Origin of the sequence: Dyella sp. (genome assembly GCF_035685885.1) — a bacterium.
Taxonomy (GTDB): Bacteria; Pseudomonadota; Gammaproteobacteria; order Xanthomonadales; family Rhodanobacteraceae; genus Dyella.
The window spans coordinates 27,713-49,401 of sequence record NZ_DASRZX010000052.1 but is presented as its reverse complement, the minus strand read 5'-3'; the positions used below and the strand labels follow the sequence as shown (position 1 = coordinate 49,401).

At 64.7% G+C, this 21,689-nt stretch carries 16 protein-coding genes and 1 pseudogene; 8 read left to right on the top strand and 9 right to left on the bottom strand.

Going from position 1 to position 21,689, the window contains the following annotated elements; all coding sequences use genetic code 11:
* Positions 1-233, top strand: a pseudogene (locus VFG49_RS06715) (tetrameric acyl-CoA thioesterase); the annotation flags it as partial.
* Positions 234-248: 15 nt separating this feature from the next.
* On the opposite strand, the gene VFG49_RS06710 reads toward VFG49_RS06715, so the two are convergent.
* Positions 249-917, bottom strand: coding sequence for a hypothetical protein (locus VFG49_RS06710; protein ID WP_324858743.1), 669 nt, complete (start codon positions 915-917; stop codon positions 249-251).
* Positions 914-1,432: an RNA polymerase sigma factor gene (locus VFG49_RS06705; RefSeq protein WP_324858742.1), complete on the bottom strand. Its 519-nt coding sequence runs from the start codon at positions 1,430-1,432 to the stop codon at positions 914-916. The genes VFG49_RS06710 and VFG49_RS06705 overlap by 4 nt, the downstream gene beginning before the upstream one ends.
* Positions 1,433-1,555: 123 nt before the next feature.
* Between VFG49_RS06705 and VFG49_RS06700 the strand changes: the two genes are divergently transcribed.
* Complete coding sequence (locus VFG49_RS06700; RefSeq protein WP_324858741.1) at positions 1,556-2,227, top strand: DUF502 domain-containing protein; 672 nt, start codon at positions 1,556-1,558, stop codon at positions 2,225-2,227.
* A 208-nt stretch (positions 2,228-2,435) separates the two neighbouring features.
* Here the strand turns inward: VFG49_RS06700 and VFG49_RS06695 are convergent, their stop codons facing one another.
* The 3 genes from VFG49_RS06695 to VFG49_RS06685 all read right to left on the bottom strand — a co-directional run bounded on the left by VFG49_RS06695 (position 2,436) and on the right by VFG49_RS06685 (position 6,038).
* Positions 2,436-4,043: a multicopper oxidase family protein gene (locus VFG49_RS06695; RefSeq protein WP_324858740.1), complete on the bottom strand. Its 1,608-nt coding sequence runs from the start codon at positions 4,041-4,043 to the stop codon at positions 2,436-2,438.
* A gap of 76 nt (positions 4,044-4,119) precedes the next feature.
* Positions 4,120-5,811 carry an alkaline phosphatase family protein gene (locus VFG49_RS06690; RefSeq protein ID WP_324858739.1) on the bottom strand — a complete coding sequence of 564 codons (1,692 nt, stop codon included), beginning with the start codon at positions 5,809-5,811 and terminating at the stop codon, positions 4,120-4,122.
* Positions 5,812-5,894: 83 nt separating this feature from the next.
* The gene (locus tag VFG49_RS06685; protein WP_324858738.1) at positions 5,895-6,038 is read right to left on the bottom strand and encodes a hypothetical protein; all 144 of its coding nucleotides are present in this window, start codon (positions 6,036-6,038) and stop codon (positions 5,895-5,897) included.
* 173 nt (positions 6,039-6,211) lie between these two features.
* Between VFG49_RS06685 and VFG49_RS06680 the strand changes: the two genes are divergently transcribed.
* Entirely contained in the window at positions 6,212-8,323 is a 2,112-nt protein-coding gene (locus tag VFG49_RS06680; RefSeq protein ID WP_324858737.1) for a M13 family metallopeptidase, read from the top strand.
* Between the two features lie 239 nt (positions 8,324-8,562).
* Positions 8,563-9,810 (top strand): patatin-like phospholipase family protein, encoded by a 1,248-nt coding sequence (locus tag VFG49_RS06675; protein ID WP_324858736.1) that lies wholly within the window; start codon positions 8,563-8,565, stop codon positions 9,808-9,810.
* Positions 9,811-9,815: 5 nt separating this feature from the next.
* On the opposite strand, the gene panE is transcribed toward VFG49_RS06675, so the two are convergent.
* Positions 9,816-10,745: a 2-dehydropantoate 2-reductase gene (gene panE, locus VFG49_RS06670; protein WP_324858735.1), complete on the bottom strand. Its 930-nt coding sequence runs from the start codon at positions 10,743-10,745 to the stop codon at positions 9,816-9,818.
* A 304-nt stretch (positions 10,746-11,049) separates the two neighbouring features.
* Here panE and VFG49_RS06665 point away from each other — a divergent pair, with 304 nt between their 5' ends.
* The 3 genes from VFG49_RS06665 to rapA all read left to right on the top strand — a co-directional run bounded on the left by VFG49_RS06665 (position 11,050) and on the right by rapA (position 17,093).
* The gene (locus tag VFG49_RS06665; protein ID WP_324858734.1) at positions 11,050-13,371 is read left to right on the top strand and encodes a catecholate siderophore receptor Fiu; all 2,322 of its coding nucleotides are present in this window, start codon (positions 11,050-11,052) and stop codon (positions 13,369-13,371) included.
* 61 nt (positions 13,372-13,432) lie between these two features.
* Entirely contained in the window at positions 13,433-14,110 is a 678-nt protein-coding gene (locus VFG49_RS06660; protein ID WP_324858733.1) for a Fe2+-dependent dioxygenase, read from the top strand.
* Positions 14,111-14,252: 142 nt separating this feature from the next.
* The gene (rapA, locus tag VFG49_RS06655) at positions 14,253-17,093 is read left to right on the top strand and encodes an RNA polymerase-associated protein RapA (RefSeq protein WP_324858732.1); all 2,841 of its coding nucleotides are present in this window, start codon (positions 14,253-14,255) and stop codon (positions 17,091-17,093) included.
* A gap of 102 nt (positions 17,094-17,195) precedes the next feature.
* Here rapA and VFG49_RS06650 read toward each other — a convergent pair whose 3' ends face one another.
* The 3 genes from VFG49_RS06650 to VFG49_RS06640 all read right to left on the bottom strand — a co-directional run bounded on the left by VFG49_RS06650 (position 17,196) and on the right by VFG49_RS06640 (position 19,574).
* A complete protein-coding gene (locus VFG49_RS06650; RefSeq protein WP_324858731.1) occupies positions 17,196-17,447 on the bottom strand; it encodes a DUF2249 domain-containing protein in 252 nt (83 codons plus the stop codon).
* A gap of 80 nt (positions 17,448-17,527) precedes the next feature.
* The gene (locus tag VFG49_RS06645; RefSeq protein ID WP_324858730.1) at positions 17,528-18,895 is read right to left on the bottom strand and encodes an amino acid permease; all 1,368 of its coding nucleotides are present in this window, start codon (positions 18,893-18,895) and stop codon (positions 17,528-17,530) included.
* 28 nt (positions 18,896-18,923) lie between these two features.
* The gene (locus VFG49_RS06640) at positions 18,924-19,574 is read right to left on the bottom strand and encodes a rhomboid family intramembrane serine protease (RefSeq protein WP_324858729.1); all 651 of its coding nucleotides are present in this window, start codon (positions 19,572-19,574) and stop codon (positions 18,924-18,926) included.
* A 471-nt stretch (positions 19,575-20,045) separates the two neighbouring features.
* On the opposite strand from VFG49_RS06640, the gene VFG49_RS06635 reads away from it, so the two are divergent.
* On the top strand, positions 20,046-21,674 hold the full coding sequence (locus tag VFG49_RS06635) for a M28 family peptidase (RefSeq protein WP_324858728.1): 1,629 nt from the start codon (positions 20,046-20,048) through the stop codon (positions 21,672-21,674).
* The last annotated feature ends 15 nt before the right edge of the window (positions 21,675-21,689 follow it).

Here is a 21,689-nt window from a genome sequence, read left to right as displayed (position 1 = left end):
ACTACTACGTGTGGGACAAGGCCGGCGCCATCGATTTCGTGGCGCCAGGCCGCGAGGACGTATACGCCCACTTCAAGCTGGACGCGGCTGTCGTGGAGGAGTTGCGTCAGGCGGCAGCCGGTGGCGACAAGGTATTGCGCTGGTTCGACGTGGATGTCGCCGCACGCAGCGGTGAAGTCGTCGCGCGCGTGCGCAAGCAGTTGTATGTGCGGCTCAAGCCCAAGGCACGTTGAGCGCGGCTGGCGCGCTCACTCGCGCTCGAAGCGGGCAATTTCATCGAGCATGCGTTCGGCGCGCGTCACGCAGGCTCCGGCGAACTGGTCCTCCATCCAGCGACGCTTCCCCAGGTAGCGCACGAGCCCATACGCCAGCGCTACGACAGCCAGAGAAACCGCCGCACAAAGCAGCATCCAAAGCAGCAGGCCGGGAGCCTGATCCCAGTAGTCGTGCCCCTGGCGATCGAAGTCGTACTGGATCAGGACCAGCATCACCGGAATCCAGATGACGCTGCCCAAGGCCGCGAACACGGGCGCCTCCACCCGCACGCGCCAACGCCGCAACTGTGCCAGGCGACGCTGGATGTCGAGCACTGGCGAGGCGTAGTCGATCCGGTTCAACAGCCCAAGTATGCGGCCCGCGAAAACCGCCGCCAGCGTGCCGAACACTTGCAGCGCGATGCCGCTCGCCAATGCCATGGGCGTATGCAGATGCGAACTCCACACGCACACGCCCCACAGCAACACCAGCACGCCCAGCGCCAGCTGTACCGCTTGCCACCATCGCAGTGGACGCAGGCCGAGGCGAAGCCGGTCCATATGCTGGCCACGAAACATCTGCCATTGCAGCGCCTGCTGGTCCGCGAGACGCCGGTCCAGCGTCTGCCATGCGGATTTCAGTTCGTCCAGTTCCATGCTCATGCCCTCTCGGTCGCTGCGCCGGTCATCTGGCTGCGCAGGGTTTGCTTGATGCGACCCAGCTTGGTCGCCACATTGGTTTCGCTGATGCCGAGGATGTCGGCAATCTCGGCGTAGCTGCGGTCTTCCAGGTACAGCAGGATCAACGCGCGATTGAGCGCTTCCAGTTGGCCGATAAAGCGGTAGAGCACCACCAGCCGCTCATCAGGCTCGGGCGGCGGTTCAGCACCGATGGTTTCCAGGTGATGCGGCTGCAGCGGCTCCAGACGGCCGCCATCGCCACCGCGGCGCATGCTGGAAATGGCGACGTTCAACGCAATGCGGTACAGCCAGGTGGAAAATTTCGCGCGTCCGGCGTCGTAGCTGGCGAACGAGCGCCACAGCTGCACGCAGATTTCCTGCGCCAGGTCGCTGCGATCCTCCGCGCCGTTGGCATAGAGGCTGGCCACCTTCAGCACGATGCCGCGGTGTTCCCGCAGTCGCGCCTCGAATTGCTGGTGCCGTTGATCTCCCGCCATGTCGTCGCCCCCGGATGTCCCTCCATGATTCGCCGACGCGAAGAAAAAATCACATGGCGCGACAAAGGCCGGCCAGGGACGCGTGCTCCCCTACAATGGGCGCATCTTTCCCGGGCCCCTCCCATGAAGCACCTGCGCATCAAACGCTATCTGTTCACCGGCCTGCTCACGTTCATTCCCCTGTGGGTGACCTGGGTGGTCTTCAAGTTCGTGCTGAGCATGCTTGCCGGCATCGGCACGCCACTGGCATCGGCCCTGCTGACCACGCTGTCCTCCGCCTCGCCGCTTGCGGGCATGGCGCTCAACAACGCCTGGATCAGTTTCATCGTGGCACTGCTGCTGACGCTGGGCGTGCTGTACGTGCTGGGCTGGCTGGCCAACCGCGTGATCGGCCAGCGGCTGATCGATGGCTTCGATGCGCTGCTGGCCCGCATTCCGCTGGTGCAGACCATCTATGGCGGCACCAAGAAGCTGATGGCCGTGCTGCAGCAAAAGCCTTCGGGCGTGCAGCGCGTGGTGCTGGTCGATTTCCCGCGCAAGGGCATGAAGGTGGTGGGCTTCGTCACGCGCGTGATGACGGAGGAAGGCACGGGCCGCGAAATGGCGGCCGTCTATATCCCCACGACGCCCAACCCGACGGGCGGCTATCTCGAAGTGGTCGCGGTGGAGGAGCTCACGCCCACCGACTGGACCATGGACCAGGCCATGGCGTTCATCATTTCCGGCGGCGCCGTGGCGCCCGATACCCTGCCGGCTTCGCCTCAAGACCGCATTAGGGCAGAGGCTGAAGGTTGATGCTGGCTTCGCCGTTAGCCTGATGGCGCGGCTGATGTTCTTGTCCGGGCGTTCGCTGTGGTACAGCGCGCAACACCGGTCGTGAAGCGGGATGCGGCGCGGCTGAGGCAGATTCAGCAGTAGGTTGAGACGTGTAATTGCGCACTGGGTGCACTCCTACATTTGCGCCGCGTTGCAGGAGCGCACCCAGTGCGCGATGGCCCTCGCCTCAAGCCACCACCTCGAACGGCCGCATCATTTCGTTGGAGGCATGCTCCAGCAGGTGGCAGTGCCAGACGTAGCGCCCGGTAAAACCCTCGAACTTGATGATGTAGCGCGTCACCATGCCCGGGTATACCTGCGCCGTGTCTTTCCAGCCGGCTTCGTGCGCCGGCGGCGGCTGCGCAGGGCCCGTGTAGCGCAGGGTTTTCGTATCCAGGTACGTATTCACGTCGAACGGACGCCGGTCGAGAATCTGGAAGCGCACCAGGTGCAGGTGAATCGGGTGCGTATCTTCCGTGAGATTCACCAGGCTCCAGATTTCCGTGCTGCCGAGCCTGGGCTTTTCGCTGACCGGATCGTGCCAGTGCTTGCCATCCAGCAGCATCAGCATGGGCTCGGACACGCAGTCTGAATACTCGTCGATGCTCAGCACGCGCGTGATGCTCGCCGTGCTCTCCACCATGCGCGGCACGTCGCGCAAGGCAGCAGGTACCGCACTGGCATCGCTCTCCTTGCTGGCCGCGATGTCGAAGCGCATCAGCGGCAGGCTGTCGTTCATCAGTTCGACCTGGCTTCCCGCCAAGTCCGCAAAATCGATCACCAGGTCGGCGCGTTCGCCCGGCGCAAGGAACAAACTGGTTTGCCTGACGGGCGCCGCCAGCAGGCCCTGGTCGCTGCCGATCTGCAGGAAAGGCCGCTGACCACGCAGGCTGAGGCGGAAGAAACGCCCGTTGGCCGCATTGAGCACGCGAAAGCGATAACGTCGCGCCCGCACTTCCAGTTTGGGAAGCACCGCGCCGTTCACCAGCATCACATTGCCGAACACTTCGGGAACCCATGGCGCATCGGCAACGCCAGACTCGGGGTAATACAGCTGGCCATCCTCGGTCAGCAGGCGATCGCTCAATACCAGCGGCCATTCGAACTCGCCCGAAGGCAGCCCCAACGACAGCTCGTGCTCGTCGCGCAGCAGGTACATGCCGAACATGCCCGCGTAGAGGTTCAGCCGTTCGATGCCCATGGTGTGGTCGTGGTACCACAGCGTCGCCGCGTCCTGGCCATTGGGATAGCTCTGCCGGCGCGACTGGCCGGGCACGAACCAGTCGGTGGGATAGCCGTCTTCCGAAGCGGGCACGCGTGCCCCGTGCACGTGCACCACGCTGCGCACGTCGGGCACGTCCGGCTCGGCGCCGCAGACGTGGTGATCCACCGGCAGGAAATGTTTCGTCGGCAATTGGTTGATCCACTCCACCCTTAGCGCGCTGCCGCTGCGCGCCTCGATGGTCGGCCCGGGAAAGGAACCTCCATAGGTCCACAACCGTGCCGGTGGCAGTTCGCGATGCAAGCGTTGCCTCGTCTCGCGCATGGCGATGCGCAGCACTTCGCCATGCACCGGGCGAAGCACGGGCGGCAACGGCAGATCATCGACATAAGGCGTGAGATGGGCGGGATCGAGCAGGCGCGGCACGGCCGTCTGGTCGGCGATGTCGTGCTGGCACAGGCCGCTGCTCTTTTTCGGCATGGCCATGTGCATCGGCGCGCCCCACGCGCGCAATACGCCCGCGCCGGTGAGAACGCCGATGCCCTGCAGAAAACGGCGGCGAGAAGCAGACACGATCAGGCGACTCCGGCAGAGGAAACGACGAAGCGCCCCGGCGCGATGGCCGGGGCGCTGATGACGAGCTCGCCAATCAACCGCGCGGCGTGTGCGGCAGGCTGGCCCACGGCCAGGGCTTTGGCTGCTTCACCGGCTGGCCGGTCTGTTCGTCCAGCACCAGCTTGCGGTGGTCCGTGAATGGCTGGAAGAAATCGAACATGTGTTCCAGCGAACCCGCCTCGGCGTCGAACGAACCGCCGCCGATGCGTTTGCCATGCAGCCAGTTGTCCTCGATGAAACGCGTGATGGACGACTGGTCCGTCAGCGTGTGGTCGACGTGGTTGCTGCGTGCCCACGGCGAGATCACCAGCAACGGCAGCCGCGGACCGTAACCGCAGCGGCCCTGTACCGGCTTGCCCTTGCTGTTGCTTCCCGCCAGCGTGCCATGCGCCTTGCACGCGCCCGTGCCATCGAGTGCGTCAGCCGCCGTGGCAGATGCGTTCACGCGGGGCGCTGCCTGGTGGTCGTACCAACCGTCGGAATCGTCATAGGCGATCACTACGGCGGTGTCGCGCCATTCCGGTTGCTGCTGCAGGAAATTGATCACGTGCACGATGAACTGCTGTTCGTCGAGCGGATCGGAGTAGCCGGCATGACCATCCTGGTAGCCCGGTGCCTTGAGGAAGCTCACCGCCGGGAAATTGCCGGCGCTCACCGCGGCGTAGAAGTCGCTGAGGTCGTATTGATGATTGCCCGCATCGCCCTGGTGGCCGATTTTCGCCACCGAGGTTGGACGCGCATGCGTCGGATTGGCGGTGGAGGCGTAGTACTGGAACGGCTGGTGGTGCGGAATGTAATCCGCCTTGGTGGTCTGCGTCACCGCGGACAGCGTCGATCGCTTGCAGCCGGTGGTGCCGTTCGCGTTGGCCTGCGAGAGATCGAAGCCACCCTCGAAGAAGCCCCAGGTGACGCCAGCGTCGTTCAGCAGGTCGCCTACGTTGCGGCCGCTCATCTGCACCTGGTTGCCGCTGGATGACGAGCAGACGTCGCCGATCGGATCGGCATCGCCGATCAGGGTGAGGCCACCCTGCCCGTCGTCGACCTCTTCGCCGGTACCGTTGAGCGTCTGCGCGATGCCGTTGGTCTGGCCGGAGACGAGGTTGAGCGCGCCGGGCGTGGAGGGGCCGAACGTGGTGTTGTAGCTGTTGTCGTTCAACGCGAACCACTGCGCGTAGTTCCACAGCGCCGTGACGGTGTTGCCATCGTAGTAACCCATCACCTGGCCAGTGCCGTTTTCATCCGCCGGCGCACCGGGCAGCGTTTCTCCCGACCCGGTGTATTTAGGAAACAGGTCCATGGCGCCGCCGTTGAATGCCTGTTGCTCCGGGCCGTAATCGTGATCCTGATCGGCGGTGGCCGACTGCGCACGCGAGAGGCGGAACGGATTGATCGCGCCCGCACCGTTCGCCGCGTTCTTCTGGTTAGGGTTGTGGTTGAGCAGGCTCGCGGTGAAGCCATTGGCTTTCGGGGTGAACGGGCGCGCGTAGAAGGTCGGCTCACCCGGCGCGTTGGCGGCGAAGGGATACGTGCCGAAGTAGTGATCGAAGGAGACGTTCTCCTGGAAGATCACCACGAGGTGCTTGATGGGCGTGGACGCATGATCGTCCTTGCCGTGCCAGCCGAAGGCATTGGACGCTTCTTCGGCATGCACGGGGATTTGCGCCAACGATACGGCGGACAGGCTGAGAACGCACGCGGCAAGACAGACTGCGAGGTGATTTCGCATGGAAGGCTCCTACGGTCGCGGTGGAGCGCCCCCCTGTGGAATGCCCGTCTGCAGGTCACCCCAAGCGCTGGATTCGGCGAACGTTAGGCCTCGAAGGTGACAGCCGGATAACAGGTAAACGACGCATTTTCCTGCGATTTTCCCGCCGGCTCGATCGACTCGGCGCCCTCGGGACCCGGCACCTGGCGCGTGGCTTCAACCACGGCCGGGCGAGCCGCCAGCGGCATCACCGGGCCTCGAAGCCGCCCCGGTTGCGAGACGCGCCCCTGACCTTTGACACTGTCTGAACCATGACCTCCGGCCTAGCCTGACAGGTCATGATTGCCAATTCGGTCGCTGCGCAACACGCGGCCGCCGGCACTACTTAGCGCCCATTGGGCGAATCACGAGAGGGAATCCCATGACCAAACCGTATCTGAAGCCCCTGGCGTTCGCCGTCAGCGTGGCCCTGTCGCTCACCGCCTGTGGCAAGCACGAGGAGGCCGAGCAGACCGCCCAGGCTCCTGCCCCCGCCACGACCGCCCCGGCCGCAGCTCCCGCGCCGAAGGTGTTCGACGTGACCGAGCTGGGCGACAACGGCCAGGCTTGCCAGGACTTCAACGGTTTCGTCAACGCAAAGTGGGTCGCCGCCAACCCGATCCCGAACGACCGCACCCGTTGGGGCGCGTTCGACAAGCTGGCCGAGGACAGCCTCAACACCCAGCACGACATCGTGGACGGCGCCGCCAAGGATGCCGCCAACGCCAAGGCCGGTTCGATCGAGCAGAAGATCGGCTACCTGTACGCCTCGGGCATGGACGAAGCCGCCATCGAGAAGGCCGGCTTCGATCCGATCAAGCCCAAGCTCGACGCCATCGCCGCGCTGAAGAACAGCAAGGACGTCGCCAACTACCTCACCCAGAGCTTCGCCGAGGGTGACATGCAGGTGTTCCAGTTCGGCTCGGGCGCCGACTTCAAGAACGCCAAGGTGCAGATCGCGTTCACCCAGGAAGCCGGCCTGGGCTTGCCGACCAAGGACTACTACCTCAGCGACAAGTACAAGGATGTTCGCGACGCCTACGTCGCCTATATCGCCAAGGCGCTGACGTTGACCGGCGTCGCCGATGCCGATGCGAAGAAGCAGGCCGACCAGGTGCTGGCCTTCGAAACCGAACTGGCCAAGGCCTCGCTGGCGCCGGTGGAAATGCGTGATCCAGCCAACGAATACCATTTCGTGAGCGTGAAGGAAGCGGACAAGATCACCCCGCACTTCAGCTGGGACGATTTCTTCAAGGCGCAGGGCGTGACGATCGACAAGGGCTTCTCGCTGTCGCAGCCGAAGTTCATGGCCGAGTTCGACAAGCTGCTGGCCGGCGCACCGGTGGACCAGTGGCAGGCCTACCTACGCTTCCATGTCATCGACGATGCCTCGCCGTTCCTCAGCAAGGGCTTCCAGGACAACAAGTTCGAGTTCTACGGCAAGACCCTCGCCGGCCAGCCGGAACAGAAGCCCCGCTGGAAGCGCGTGCTGGGCGGCGTCAACAGCTCGATGGGCGAAGCCCTGGGCCAGCTGTATGTGGCCAAGGTGTTCACGCCCGAAGCCAAGGTGCGCGCGAAGGAACTGGTCGACAACGTGCGCAACGCCCTCAAGGCACGCATCGAAAACCTCGACTGGATGAGCGACGAGACCAAGCAGAAGGCCATCGCCAAGTGGAACACCTTCCTGCCCAAGATCGGCTACCCGGACAAGTGGCGTGACTGGTCGGGTCTGGATGTGAAGCAGGGCGACTACTACGGCAACGTGATGGCCGCCGCCAAGTTCAACTACCAGTACGACCTGTCCAAGGTGGGCAAGCCGACCGATCGCCTCGAGTGGGGCATGACCCCGCAGACGGTCAATGCCTATTACAACCCGACCGACAACACCATCAACTTCCCGGCCGCCATCCTGCAGCCGCCGTTCTTCTATGCCAACGGCGACGACGCGATCAACTACGGTGGCATCGGCGCGGTAATCGGCCACGAAGCCAGTCACGGTTTCGACGACCAGGGCAGCCAGTTCGATGGCGAAGGCAACAACGCCAACTGGTGGACCAAGGCCGATCGCGAGAAGTTCGATGCGCGCACCGACAAGCTGGTGGAGCAGTTCAACGGCTACACGCCGGTTCCGGGCCAGCCGGACATCCACGTCAACGGCAAGCTGACGCTGGGCGAGAACATCGGCGACCTCGGCGGCCTCAACTCGGCTTACGACGCGCTGCAGATGGCGCTGAAGAAGAACCCGCAGGAAGCCGGCGAGAAGATCGACGGCTATACCCAGGACCAGCGCTTCTTCCTCAACTGGGCCCGCGTGTGGCGTGGCAACATCCGCGACAAGCAGCTGGTGCTGCAGATCAACACCAATGAACACGCGCCGGCCTCGCTGCGTGCCATCGGTGCGCCGTCCAACATGGACAGCTTCGCCAGCGCGTTCCAGTGCAAGCCGACCGATCCGATGGTGCGTTCGGGCGACAAGCAGGTGAAGATCTGGTAACTCCCGGCCGGTCTGCGTGACCGACCCGAAGGCGCCGCGTGAAAACGCGGCGCCTTTTTCGTTGCAAGACTCCCTCTCCCTTGTGGGAGCGCACGCTGTGCGCGAAAAGTCTGCGGAGCGATGACGCCGATGCTCCGTCGTCGACCACAGGGTGCTCTCCCACAACAAGCCGGCGGTCCACACAAAGGATGCACGCACCGCATGGCCCAATCGCGCCTGCATCCATGCCGGGGAAGTCCATGCATCGAGCCGCGCCACTGTTGCTTGCGTTGGGCGTGACGCTGCTCGCTGCCTGCAGCTCATCCACCCGCCGCCCTGCACCGCCCCGCCTGATCTCGGGCTCGGTGCCGGAAGGCTATACGGAGCGCGTGCGCCTGCTGGCCTCCGACGTCGAGCAGTTCGCCAAACGCTCGCCCGAATTCTTCCAGGGCATCCGCGATTCTGCATCCGACGGCAGTATCGACATCCTTGCGCTCTCCGGCGGCGGCGCCGGTGGCGCCTTCGGCGTGGGCGCAATCACCGGCCTGAGCCGCGCCCACACACGGCCGCAATACGAACTGGTGACCGGCGTCAGCGTAGGTGCCCTGCTCGCGCCGTTTGCCTACCTGGGCTCCGACTGGGACGAGGCTATGCAGCAAGCTTTCGGCGGCGACACCACCGCGCATCTGATCGGTTCACCACGTAGCACCTTGCTGGCCCGCCTGGTGTCGCCGATGGGTCACCATCACGGCACGCTGTACCAGTTGGTCGATCACTTCGTGACGCCGACCATGATCGAGGCCGTGGCTCGCGAGAATGCCAAGGGACGGCGACTGGTCGTCGCCACCACCGACCTCGACAAGAGCGAAACCGTGCTATGGGACATGGGTGCGATTGCCTCGCGAGGCGGTGAAACCGCCCGCGCCACCTTCCGCGATGTGCTGGTCGCCTCGGCCAGCGTGCCCGGCATGTTCCCGCCCATGCTTATTCACGTGCAGGATGGCGAACACCATTACGACGAACTGCACGTCGATGGCAGCGTAACGGCACCCGTGTTCACCACACCACTGATTGCCGAACTGCATCCGGAAACACTATCGGCATTGCACGGCGCGAACCTGTACATGATCGTCAACAGTCAGGTCCATCGCTTTCCGAAAACGACGCCGGTGAAGACGTTGCCGGTGCTGATCAGCAGTTTCGGTGCCGGCCTCACCTACAAGACACGCGAGGCCATCGCCGAAACCATCGGGATCACCCGGCAGCTTGGCATCCATTTCCTGATGACATCGATTCCGGTCGACTATCCGGAAACGAGCTTCATCGACTTCGACCCAGCCAACATGCGCGCCCTGTTCAACTACGCGACTGACTGCGCGGAACAGGGCAAGCTATGGGTGACGCCCGAACAGGGGTTGCGCCGCAACCTCATGGCACACAGCACGCCACCGAAAGGCCCGCCGTCCTGCCCGACCGAAGATCCGGCCATCGTGCCCACGGCACATTGAACGGCTCAGCGGCCGCCGTCTCGCCTCGCTTCGTACGCCTTGAGATGCGCATAGGCCGTGCGCAGCATGGTGAGCGATTCCGCATCCGCGCCCGCACGCGCCAGCATGTCGCCGATCACGTGATCGGCTTCGATCTGCCCGCCCTGCTCAAGGTCGCGCATCATCGACGCGCTGAGCTTCGAATCCTTTTCGGTAAGCACGCTGCACGCACGCGCAAGCACGGTGTCGGCAGGTGCATGCTGGTTGAGCGCCGCCACACGCCGGCAGTCTTCCAGCAACTGCAGGGTGGCCGCCTCGCCGCCTGTCGCCGCCATGATGTCGCCCACCGGCGCACGCATCAGGCAGGTGATGCCCGCCAGCGAAGCGAGAAACACCCATTTGTCCCACATGTCCTGCAGGATCGTGGTGCTGAGCCGCGCCTCGAAGCGGGCCTGCGACATCGACGCAAGCACGCTTTCTGCGCGTTCCGAACGCTCGCCACTGCGTTCGCCGAACGTGAGCGAGTGCGATTGGTTGAGGTGATGCACGACGCCCTGCTTGTCCAGCGTGGCGGCGATCACGCATTGGCCGCCAAGCACGCGCTCCTTCCCGAAGCGCTCATCCAGCACATCCAGGTGCCGCATGCCGTTGAGCAGCGGCACGATCATCGTGTGCGGGCCCACCGCCGGCGCCATGTCTTCGATGACCTGCGGCAAGTGATACGCCTTGCAGCTGAGCAGCACGAGATCGAAGGTGTCATGCAAAGCGCCGGCCTGCACCGTGGCGGGCGAAGGCAGCGTGGTGTTGCCATGACTGCTGCGGATGACCAACCCCTGCGCAGCCAGTTGCGCGGCGCGAGCGGCACGCACCAGGAAGGTCACGTCCTGGCCGCTTTCCAGCAGCCGACCACCAAAGTAACCGCCGGTCGCGCCGGCACCGATGACGAGTATGCGCATGTCCTGTCCTCCACGACGTCAGGCCCTTGAGGCTACCCACTCGGACCGTCGCCACTCAAATCGCCTTCTGTCATGCCCGGCCAGCGACAGAATGGGTATTGCAAATCATTCTCATTAAAAATAACATTCCCTAAATCTTTTGCACGGCTCGCCAGGGGATCGGTCCACGGGAAGGCCTTCGTCGCCCCCACCCGATCACGACCGCCGCAGAAAAACCGAAGGATCGGAGCCCGCCATCGCCAGCTCATCGTTCGTCACGCCCCGGCTGCTGACCCATCTCCCCACCCCATCGATGAGCTTTTCCATGGCCTACATCAAGAGTCGCAAGCACCCTGTTACCCGTACCGCCCTGAGTGCTGCCACCGCAACGCTGATGACGGGACTGGCGATCGCCACGCCGGCACTGGCCGCGGACAATGTCGTCGACACCACCACGCCATCGACGACCGATACCAAGAATCTGCCAGGCGTGCGCGTCGACGCGACGGCCGCGAGCGAATACAAGATCGACAAGGTCTCCTCGCCCAAATTCACCCAGCCCCTGCTGGACACCACGCAGACCATCAATGTGATCAGCAGCCAGCTGATCCAGGAACAGGGCGCCACCACGCTGACCGAGGCGTTGCGCAACAGCCCGGGCGTAGGCACTTTCTACGTGGGTGAGAACGGCACCACGACGACGGGCGACGGCATCTACATGCGCGGCTTCGACACGTCGAGCAGCATCTTTGTCGATGGCGTGCGCGACCTCGGTTCGATCTCGCGCGATGTGTTCAACATCGAGCAGATCGAGGTGACCAAGGGCCCGGCGGGCACCGACAACGGCCGCACCGCGCCGACCGGCTCCATCAACATGGTGAGCAAACAGCCGGAATTGAACGATGGCGTGACCGCCTCGTTGTCTTATGGCAGCGGCGACCATCGACGCGCCTCGGCCGACTGGAACCAGTCCATCAGCAGCACGGCGGCCTTCCGACTCAATGTGGTGGGCCAGGACAGCGGCGTGCCGGGCCGCGACAAGGTGGAAAACAACCGCTGGGGCATCGCGCCCACGCTCGCCTTCGGCCTGGGCACGCCCACGCGCGTGTACCTGGACTTCCTGCACGTGAAGCAGAACAACGTGCCCGACGGCGGCGTGCCTACCATCGGCCTGCCCGGCTACAGCAGCCCGGACCCGAAGCGCCCGCAGCTGACCAATGCCGACATGGTCGATTCGTCCAATTTCTACGGCACCACTGCAGACCACGACCATGTCACCGCCGACATGGCGACGGCACGCGTGGAGCACGAATTCAACGACAACCTGGCCCTGCACAGCACCACGCGCTGGGGCCGCACCACGCAGGATTACCTGCTGACCTCGTTCATGGGCAGCGCGGCCAACCTGCTTACGCCGAATATCAATGATCCGTCGACCTGGACGATTGCGCGCAGCAACCCCACCTTCAAGCACCAGGCCAACCGCATCATCACCAACCAGACCAGCCTCAACGCCAATTTCGATACCGGGGCGATCACGCACAACCTCAACACCGGCATCGAACTGACGCAGGAAAAGGCCACCACCGAAGGTCTCGGCGCGCTCAACGGCACGACGTGGCCTGCGGCCAACCTGTACGACCCCCATTGGGATGTCAGCGGACTCATCTACGGCCCGACGGGGGCCTACAGCAACGCCAAGACCAATACCGCATCCGGCTACGTCTTCGACACGCTGAAGTTCGGCGAACACTGGCAGGTGAATGCCGGCGTGCGCCTGGATTACTACGATACCGACTACAGCAGTTGGGTGCAGTGCGGCGCGCGCGGCGCGCCGGTCTGCGGCACGAGGCCCACGGGCACCCCGGTGCCTGGCGTCAATGCGGAGAAGAGCGATAACCTCCTCAACTGGAAGCTCGGCGTGCTTTACAAGCCGGCGCCCAACGGCAGCATCTACGCGAACTTCGCAGTGTCCGCCGAGCCGCCGGGCGGCACCACGCTGACGCTTAGCAGTGCGACCAACAGCGCGGACAACCCCAACCTCGATCCGCAGAAGGCCCGCACCGAGGAAGTCGGCACCAAGTGGGAACTGCTGGACAGCCGACTGTTGCTGACGGGTGCGCTCTATCGCACCACGGTCACCAACGACCTCGTGCAGGACCCGGTGAGCCTGCTGTACTACCAGATCGGCAAGAAACGCGTGCAGGGTGTTGAACTGAGCGCCGTGGGCAAGCTGACCGAGAACTGGGCCGTCACCGCCGGCTTCACCACCATGGACACCAGCGTGGTGAGCGGCACGGCCGTGGCCAACGATGGCTCCTCCGACCTGGCCTACACGCCCAAGTCCGCCTTCACCAGCTGGACGACCTATCACTTCCCGTTCGACCTCACCATTGGCGGCGGCGCGCGCTATGCGGGCGAGATGAAGCGCGGCGTCGATGGCGCCATCGGTACGCCCGCCTATACCGAGGCCTATTGGGTGTTCGATGCCATGGCGTCGTATCCGCTCAACAAGCACGTGGACCTGCAGTTGAACCTGTACAACCTGTTCGACAAGGACTACGTGGCAGCCATCAACAAGAGCGGCTACCGTTACACGCCGGGGTCGCCGCGCTCGGCCATGCTGACTGCCAACATCCGTTTCTGATCGCCAGCCTGGCTGGCAGGACCTGGCCGCGCAGGCCAGGTCCGCTTTCAGGGAAAACCTCATGCTGCTGCATATTCCCGACATCCTCAGCCGTGACGAAGTCGCGCGGTTCCGCAGGGCCCTCGACGGCGCGGACTGGACAGACGGACGCGAAACGGTGGGCTCGCAGGGTGCGAAGGTAAAGCGAAACCTGCAGCTACCCGATGCCTCCCCCTTGAGGGAAGAACTTGGCCGCGCGGTGCTCGCCGCGTTGGCTCGCAATCCGTTGTTTCACGCGGCCGCACTGCCGCAACGCACGCTGATGCCGCGCTTCAACCGATACGAAGGTGGCGGCCAGTACGGCTTTCACGTCGATGGCGCCGTGATGGCGCTGCCGGATGGTGAACAGCTGCGCAGCGATGTCTCTTGCACGCTGTTCCTCGCCGACCCCGAGGAGTACGACGGCGGCGAACTGATCGTCAACGACACGTATGGCGAGCACGAAGTGAAGTTGCCGGCCGGCGACATCATCGTCTACCCGTCCAGCAGCCTTCATCGCGTTGCGCCGGTGACGCGTGGCGCCCGCATCGCCGCCTTCTTCTGGGTGCAGAGCCTGGTGCGCGATGAGCAGCAACGCCGCCTGCTGCTGGAACTGGATGCTTCCATCCAGACGTTGACGCGCAGCGGCGCCGATGCGCAGGCACTGCTGCAGCTGACGGGCGTGTACCACAACCTGTTGCGGCAATGGGCCCAAACCTAGAGGCCCGCATTCAGGCCTTTCCATTCAGGTGGACCGGTTGGGCATCCATCGTGCATGACGGCCCTCGATATGGCCGTTTTCTCTAGGCATCGACAGGCACTGGGCGGATAATCGGCGGTCCCTGCAACTTGCGGTACCGCTGATGTTTGTTCCCGGTCAACGATGGATCTCCACCGCCGAGCCCGAGCTTGGCCTTGGCACCGTGCTTCGCGTCGAGGGACGCGGCGTACAGGTGCTCTTCGCGAAGGCAGGCGTGCTGCGCCCCTACGCCATCGATTCGGCGCCGCTGGTGCGCGCGGAGTTCCGTCCCGGGCAGCGTGTCGCCGGCAAGGGCATTGCCTTCCTGGTCGAGCGCGTCGAAGTGCGCGAAGACCTGCTGGTCTATCGCGGTGAAGGCCGCGAGCTGGAAGAAGGCCAGCTCGACGACGAACAGAGCGTGAGCCAGGCGGATGACCGCCTCATCGGCGGCCGCACCGATCCTGCCGCGCACTTTGAACTCCGCCTGGACGGACTGCGCCGTCGCGCCGATGCGCGCCGCTCACCGGTATGGGGCCTGGGCGCCTCGCGCATCGGACTGGTGCCGCACCAGCTGCGCGTGGCCGGCATTGCCTCGGCGCGCCGCCCGCCACGCGTCCTGCTTGCGGACGAAGTGGGCCTTGGCAAGACCATCGAGGCGGGCATGATCATCGCTCGCCAGTTGGCCACCGGCCGCGCCGAACGCGTGCTGCTGTTGCTGCCCGACACGCTGGTCTACCAGTGGTTCGTGGAACTGCTGCGACGCTTCAACCTCAGCTTCGCCATCTACGACGAAGAGCGCTGCGAGGCGCTGGAGCAGTCCGGCGACGGGCGCAACCCGTTCGAGGATGAGCAGCTGGTCATCGCCGATTTCAGCTTCCTGGAACAATCCCCCAAGCGAGCAAGCCAGTTGCTCGATGCGCGCTGGGACCTGCTGGTGGTCGACGAAGCCCATCATCTCGCCTGGACGCCCGAGGCGGCGAGCCCTCGCTACACGCTGGTGGAACAGCTTGCGGCCGCAACGCCGGGCGTGACCTTGCTTACCGCCACGCCCGAACAGCTGGGCCGCAGCGGCCATTTCGCGCGCCTGCGCCTGCTCGATCCGCAGCGCTATCACGATCTGGACGTCTATCTGTCCGAATCCGATGCGTTCCACAACCTGTCGAAGATTGCCGACCGGCTGCTCGAAGGCCAGTCGCTCGATGACACCCAGCGCGCTGCGCTGAAGGATGCGTTCGCGGGAGACAACGAGCTGCAGGCACGCCTGGCCGACACCACCAAGCCTGAGAACGCCCGCGAAATCCTCGCCGCTCTGATCGACCGCCATGGCACCGGCCGCGCGATGTTCCGCAATCGGCGCGCCAGCATCGGTGGTTTTCCCAAGCGCATACCACAGTGGCACGTACTCGACGCGGATGTGCTCAGCGATGCCCAGCGCCAGGCCCTGCTTGCCGAATTCCATGCGGACATCCAGCAGCCGGCGCCGGCCATCGAGATCGACTACGCCGCCGACCCGCGCCTGGACGCCCTGGTGTCCCTGTTGGAGGCACACCCGCAAGACAAATTCCTGCTCATCTGCCGCAGCCAGGCCAAGGTACTCGCACTCGAGGAAGCCTTGCGTACCCGAAGCGGTGTTGGCCTGGCGCGCTTCCACGAAGGCCTCGGCATCGTGCAGCGCGATCGCAACGCGGCCTACTTTGCGCAGCCCGATGGCGCGCGACTGCTGCTGTGCTCGGAAATCGGTTCGGAAGGCCGCAATTTCCAGTTCGCGCACCGGCTGGTGCTGTGGGACCTGCCGCTCGATCCCGACCTGCTTGAACAGCGCATCGGCCGCCTGGACCGCATCGGCCAGAAGCACGACATCAGCATCCACATCCTCGCCGTCGCCGACAGCGCCCAGCACGTGCTCGCGCGCTGGTACGACGAAGGCATCGACGCCTTCCGCTCCAGCCCCTCCGATGGCCGAGAACTGCTGCGCCGCTTCGGCGAGGCGCTGGCACGCCTGGCCGACGAGCACGCACGCGGCGACGACAACCGCGACCAGGAGCTGGACGTGCTGCTCGCGGAAACCCGCGGTGCCCACGAGGAAATGGCAGCGCTTATCCGCGACGGCCGCGACCATCTGCTGGAGCTCGCGGCCAGCCGCGACCTGCATGCGGACGAACTGCAGCAGGCCTTCGCGCGCGAAGACCACGACCCGGGCCGCGACGCCTTCGTGCAGGCCTTGCTGGAGCGCTTCGGCATCCATGCCGAGGAACTCGGCGGCCAGGTGATCCTGCTCGATCCGCAGTATCTCTCCACCGATGCCCTGCCCGGCTTCGCCGAAGGTCCGCAGGCCGCCACGTTCTCGCGCGAGGTCGCGCTGGCGCGCGAAGAGCTGCCGCTGCTGCGCCTTGACCATCCGCTCGTGCAGGGTGCGCTCGACCTGACGCTGTCGAACGAACAGGGCAATGCCGCCTTCCTCGTCGACGACGCACTGCCGCCGCGCAGTGCCTTGCTGCAGGCGGTGTTCCTGCTGGAATGCGTGGCCGATCGCAGGCTCGATGCCGAACGTTTCCTGCCTGCGCAACCGATCGTGGTGACGGTGGATACCCGTCTTGCCGAACGCGCGGACTTTCGTCCCAGCGACATCGCACTACGCAAGGCGGCCGACCGCAACATCGAGGTGGCGCGCTACCGCAAGTTCCTCGCCAAACTGGTTCCACCCATGCTGGAGAAGGCGGAGACGCTCGCCGCCGAACGCTCACAGGCCAACATGGCCGATGCCATCGCGCAGGCCACCGAGGCGCTCGACGCGGAACTGTCCCGGCTCATTGCCTTGCGCGCGGTGAATCCGGCGATCAGCGAAGCGGAAATCGCCACGCTGGCCGACGAGCGCACCGCCCTGCTCAAGGCGTTGCCGGAATCACGCCTGCGACTGGATGCCGTGCGCTTCGTGGTGAGTCCGGACTTCCTCGCGCTGCGCTGATCCGCGCGGCGCAATGGCGACCGCGGCATTCCAGTCGCGGGAAACCAGGGCCACTCCACGACATGGCCCTGGCATTGGCGTCATGCGCTGCGCAGCACTCGCTCAGTCAACCACGCCAAAGTCGATCACCACGGCATGCTCGTCGCGCTGCACATAGTTCACGGATAGCGCATCGCCGTAGCGCTGGCGCAACTGCTCGATCAGCGGCAGCGGATCGTGGTCGTTGATGAAGCGCATCGCTTCGCCCGGCTGCAATACGCCCAGCGCGCCGAAGATCGCGGAATGGCGGAACCGACGCGCCACGCCGCGTGCGTCGAAGATGTGGATGGATTCACGCTGGAAAGGCAGTGCCATGGAAGGTCCCCGTTGGATGGACCGCGCCAGCATGGGCCGCGCAAGCCATGGGTCTCCATGATTTGAGTCAGTGAAATCGCCTAGGCGGAGACGGCCTGCTCCGCATGCCGCACGGCACTCCAGCGGTAGGCCGACGCCAGCAGCGCGATCCATGCGGCACCGACATACAGCGCCACGCGTGTATCGGGATTGACCCCGAGCATCACCACCACGAAGGCGAAGAACAGCAGGCACACCACGCCGCTGAGTGGCCACCAGCGCAGTCGAAAACCCGAAGGCGCCTCGCCGCGCAGCCGCATGCGGCGACGAAAGCTGTAGTGCGCCAGCAGCACCATCGTCCAGGTCCACACCGTGTTGAACGACAGGATCGACATCATCATGCCGAACACCTTGGCAGGCAGCAGGTAATTCAACAGCACCGCCAGCAACAGCACCGCCAGCGTCACCAGGATCGCGCGTAACGGCACGCCATGCTCGTTGACCTTGCCCAAGACCCGGGGCGCGTGGCCCTTGGTCGCCAGGCTGTACAGCATGCGGCTGCCGCTGAAGGTGGTGCTGTTGAAACCCGAGAGCGCCGCCGTGATCACCACGAAATTGATCACGCCCGCTGCCTGCGCAATGCCCAGCTTGGAGAACGTGGTGACGAAGGGACTGCCGTGCTCGCCCAATCCCGTCCACGGATAGATCGACATGATCACGAACAGCGCGCCCACGTAGAAGATCAGGATGCGCCACAGCACCGAATTCACCGCACGGGGAATGGTGCGCTCCGGCTGTTCGGCCTCGGCCGCGGCAACGCCCACGGTTTCCACGCCGCCGAACGAGAACACCACCACCGGCAGCGCCAGCACCATGCCCATCAACCCATGGGGAAACCAGCCGCCGTGTGACCACAGGTTCGAGAGCCCGGTCGGATGGCCGCCATTGCCCCAGCCCAGGAAGATGATGGCCAGGCCACCGGCGATCATCGCGAGCACCGTTACCACCTTCACCAGGGTGAACCAGAACTCCATCTCGCCGTAGATCCGCACGCTGAGCAGGTTGAGGCCACCGATCATCAGCACGCTGCCCAGCACCCAGACCCAGCGCGGCCAGTCGGGAAACCACGCCTGCATGTACGCGCCCACCGCGGTGGCCTCGGCCATGCCCACGCCCACCATCAGCAGCCAGTAGTTCCAGCCGGTGAGATAACCCGCGAAGCGGCCGAGATAGCGCTGCGCGTACACGCTGAACGACCCGGCGACCGGGTCGTGCACGGTCATCTCGCCCAGCGCGCGCATGATGATGAAGATCATCACGCCGCCGACCATGTAGGCAAACAGCACCGAAGGGCCCGCGAGCTTGATCGCATCGGCCGAGCCGAGGAACAGGCCCGCGCCGATGGCCATGCCGAGCGCCATGAACGTGATGTGGCGCGGCGTGAGGCGGCGCTGGAGATGCTGGGTCATGAAACAGCCGGAAGAATGCGTGGAACGATCAGCGCCACAGATGGCGCTTGGGCTTGATGGGCAGCTTGCCCCGCCAGTACTGGATAAGCAGGAAACCGCCGAGCATGCCGCCCAGGTGCGCGAAGTGCGCAATGCCGGCCTGCGTGCCGGTGACACCCAGCACAAGCTCATACAAGGCGTAGAGAGTCACGAACAACCAGGCGGAAATCGGGATGGGCAGGAAGATCAACATCATCTTCTCGTGCGGGAACAGCATGCCGAAGGCAAGCAGTACGCCGAAGATCGCACCCGAAGCGCCCAGGGTGGGATAGAACCCACCCGTGAACCACTGCACCACCGCCAGTTGGGCGAGCGCCGCCATCAGCAGACACAGGAAGTAATACAGGACGAAATTGCGTGGCCCGAACACGCGCTCGATCTGTCCACCGAACATGAACAGCGCAAGCATGTTGGACAACAGATGCAATGTGCTGCCGTGCATGAACGCGTAGGTCACCAGCTGCCAGGGGCGGAAACCGATCGAAACCAACCCGTCGGGCAATTCGGCCACGCGATCGGGCCCCCAGGGCCACAGGGCGAAATGCAGGATCAAGGTGTCACCCATCACCTGTTGCAGCAGGAAAACCACCACGTTGGCTATCAGCAGATTGCGGGTGACCGCGGGGAGGTTAAACGGCATGGAGAGACTTTTGGGGAGGAAGCAATGGCGCCAAGCGTAACTGCACTGCACTGCCGCTGCCACGTGAGCGCCCTGGATGCCGCCTCGGGGCGTGAGCCATCCGCTGCGACGCCGGTCGTCCCTGGCCGACGTTTCACTGGCGGCAACGGAGTCGCGGCGTCCATTTCTTCTCACCGGAAGGGTGTGGTGTGTGTGGCTTTTCAGGGACGTCTATCGCATTCGGAAAGCGCCGACGCGCATTCCGCTATCCAATCCATCGACGACGCCGCTGCCCCGGCAAGCGGGCTGCGCAGGTGGACTCGTCAACGCAACTCCTGACCCTTCGCCGCTCGCCCGGGTAGGCGCTTGCAAGTCTTACTCGCCTGGCAATTTCTTGCGAAAAAGCCATGAAACCCGCGTAATCTCCTGCGCGTTTTTCTCGCGCGAATCACGCGTTAAATTGATGACCTCCGCTTCACTCAGGTAAGGGGCATGCGTCACCGATGGTGGTTGCCGATGTTGTGCGTGGCGCTGTGCGCCTGCCAGCATCATTCGGGAAACAGTGGGAAAGCCAGCGCGCTGTCGTCCGATGCCGATTTCTCTCCCGGCATCGTGATCGATGACGTCGCGCAGCACATGAAGGCGCTGTCGTCCGACACGCTGCTGGGACGCACGGTGGGCGGCGAATCCGAAGACCGCACCACGCGCTACCTCATCCAGCAATTCACGCGCATCGGTTTGCAGCCGGGCAACAATGGCAGCTGGCTGGAAGCCGTGCCGTACGTGGCGACGACGGTGCAGGATAGCGACAACGTGAAACTGGACATCGCGGTGCGCGACGGCGCCACGCATTTTTCGTTCGGCAAGGACATGGTCGTGGGCACGCTCGACGAGCAACCGCACGCAACGCTCGACCAATCGCAGCTGGTCTTTGTCGGCTATGGCATCGATGCGCCGGGCGAGCAGTGGAACGACTACGCGGGCACCGACCTGAAGGGCAAGACGGTCATCATCCTCATCAATGATCCGGGTTGGGCCAAGCAGGATCCGAAGCTCTTCAAGGGTCGCGAATACACCTACTTCGGCCGCTGGAACTACAAGTTCGAGGAAGCCGCGCGCCAGGGCGCCGCCGCCGCTTTCATCGTGCACGATGCCGAGGGTGCCGGTTATCCGTGGCAGGCCGTGCGGGACAGCTGGAGCACTGCGCGACTGGACCTTCCCAAGGAGCAGGACAGCAGTCGCCGATTGCCCGTGGCCGGCTGGCTGACGACGGATGCGGCCCGCGCGCTGTTCGCACAGGCCGGCGCGGATTTCGATGCGCTACGCAAGCGTTCCGCCGAGCGCGGGTTCACCGCCGTGCCACTGCAGGCGACGCTCAGCGCCAGCTTCGACAGCAGCATCACGCACGGTGAATCACATAACGTCGTCGGTCGCGTCGACGGCAACCGTCACGCGGACGAAACCGTGGTCTATTCCGCCCATTGGGATCATGTCGCCGCGCCCGGCGAAAAGGCGCACGGCACGGTCGACAACGCCACCGGCCTCGCCGGTCTGCTGGAGATCGCCGAAGCCTTTGCACATCGCGCCCCCAAGCCTCACCGCTCCGTGCTGTTCATCGCCACCACGCTCGATGAGAGCGGGCTGCTGGGCGCGCGCTACTACGTCACGCACCCGCTGGTGCCGCTCTCGCGCACGGTCGCCGACATCAACCTCGACATGCTGCCCGCCGACGGCCCCGCCAGCGCGCTGGCCGTGATCGGCTTCGGCCAGTCGCAGCTGGACGATTACGTCGCCGCCGTGGCGCAGCAGCAGCGCCGCGCCGTCCTGCCGGATATCGAGCCGCAGAAGGGCCTGTTCTTCCGCTCCGACCAGCTGAGTTTCGCGCGCGCCGGCGTACCGGTGCTGTACGTCCGCTCGGCCGCTGCCCAGCCCGATTCGCCGGAAGACCCGGACCAGCCATCTGCCGCCGAGCGTTTCGATCCGCATTGGGATTTGAGGGGCACCGTCGAGGACGTCCGTGCCCTGTTCATGGTCGGCAGTCGCCTGTCGATGGAGGACAGCTATCCGCAATGGAAGCCGGGTGCCGATTTCCATCGGCCGGAGAGCATGCGGGGCCTCTAGCCGCACTGCGGCATG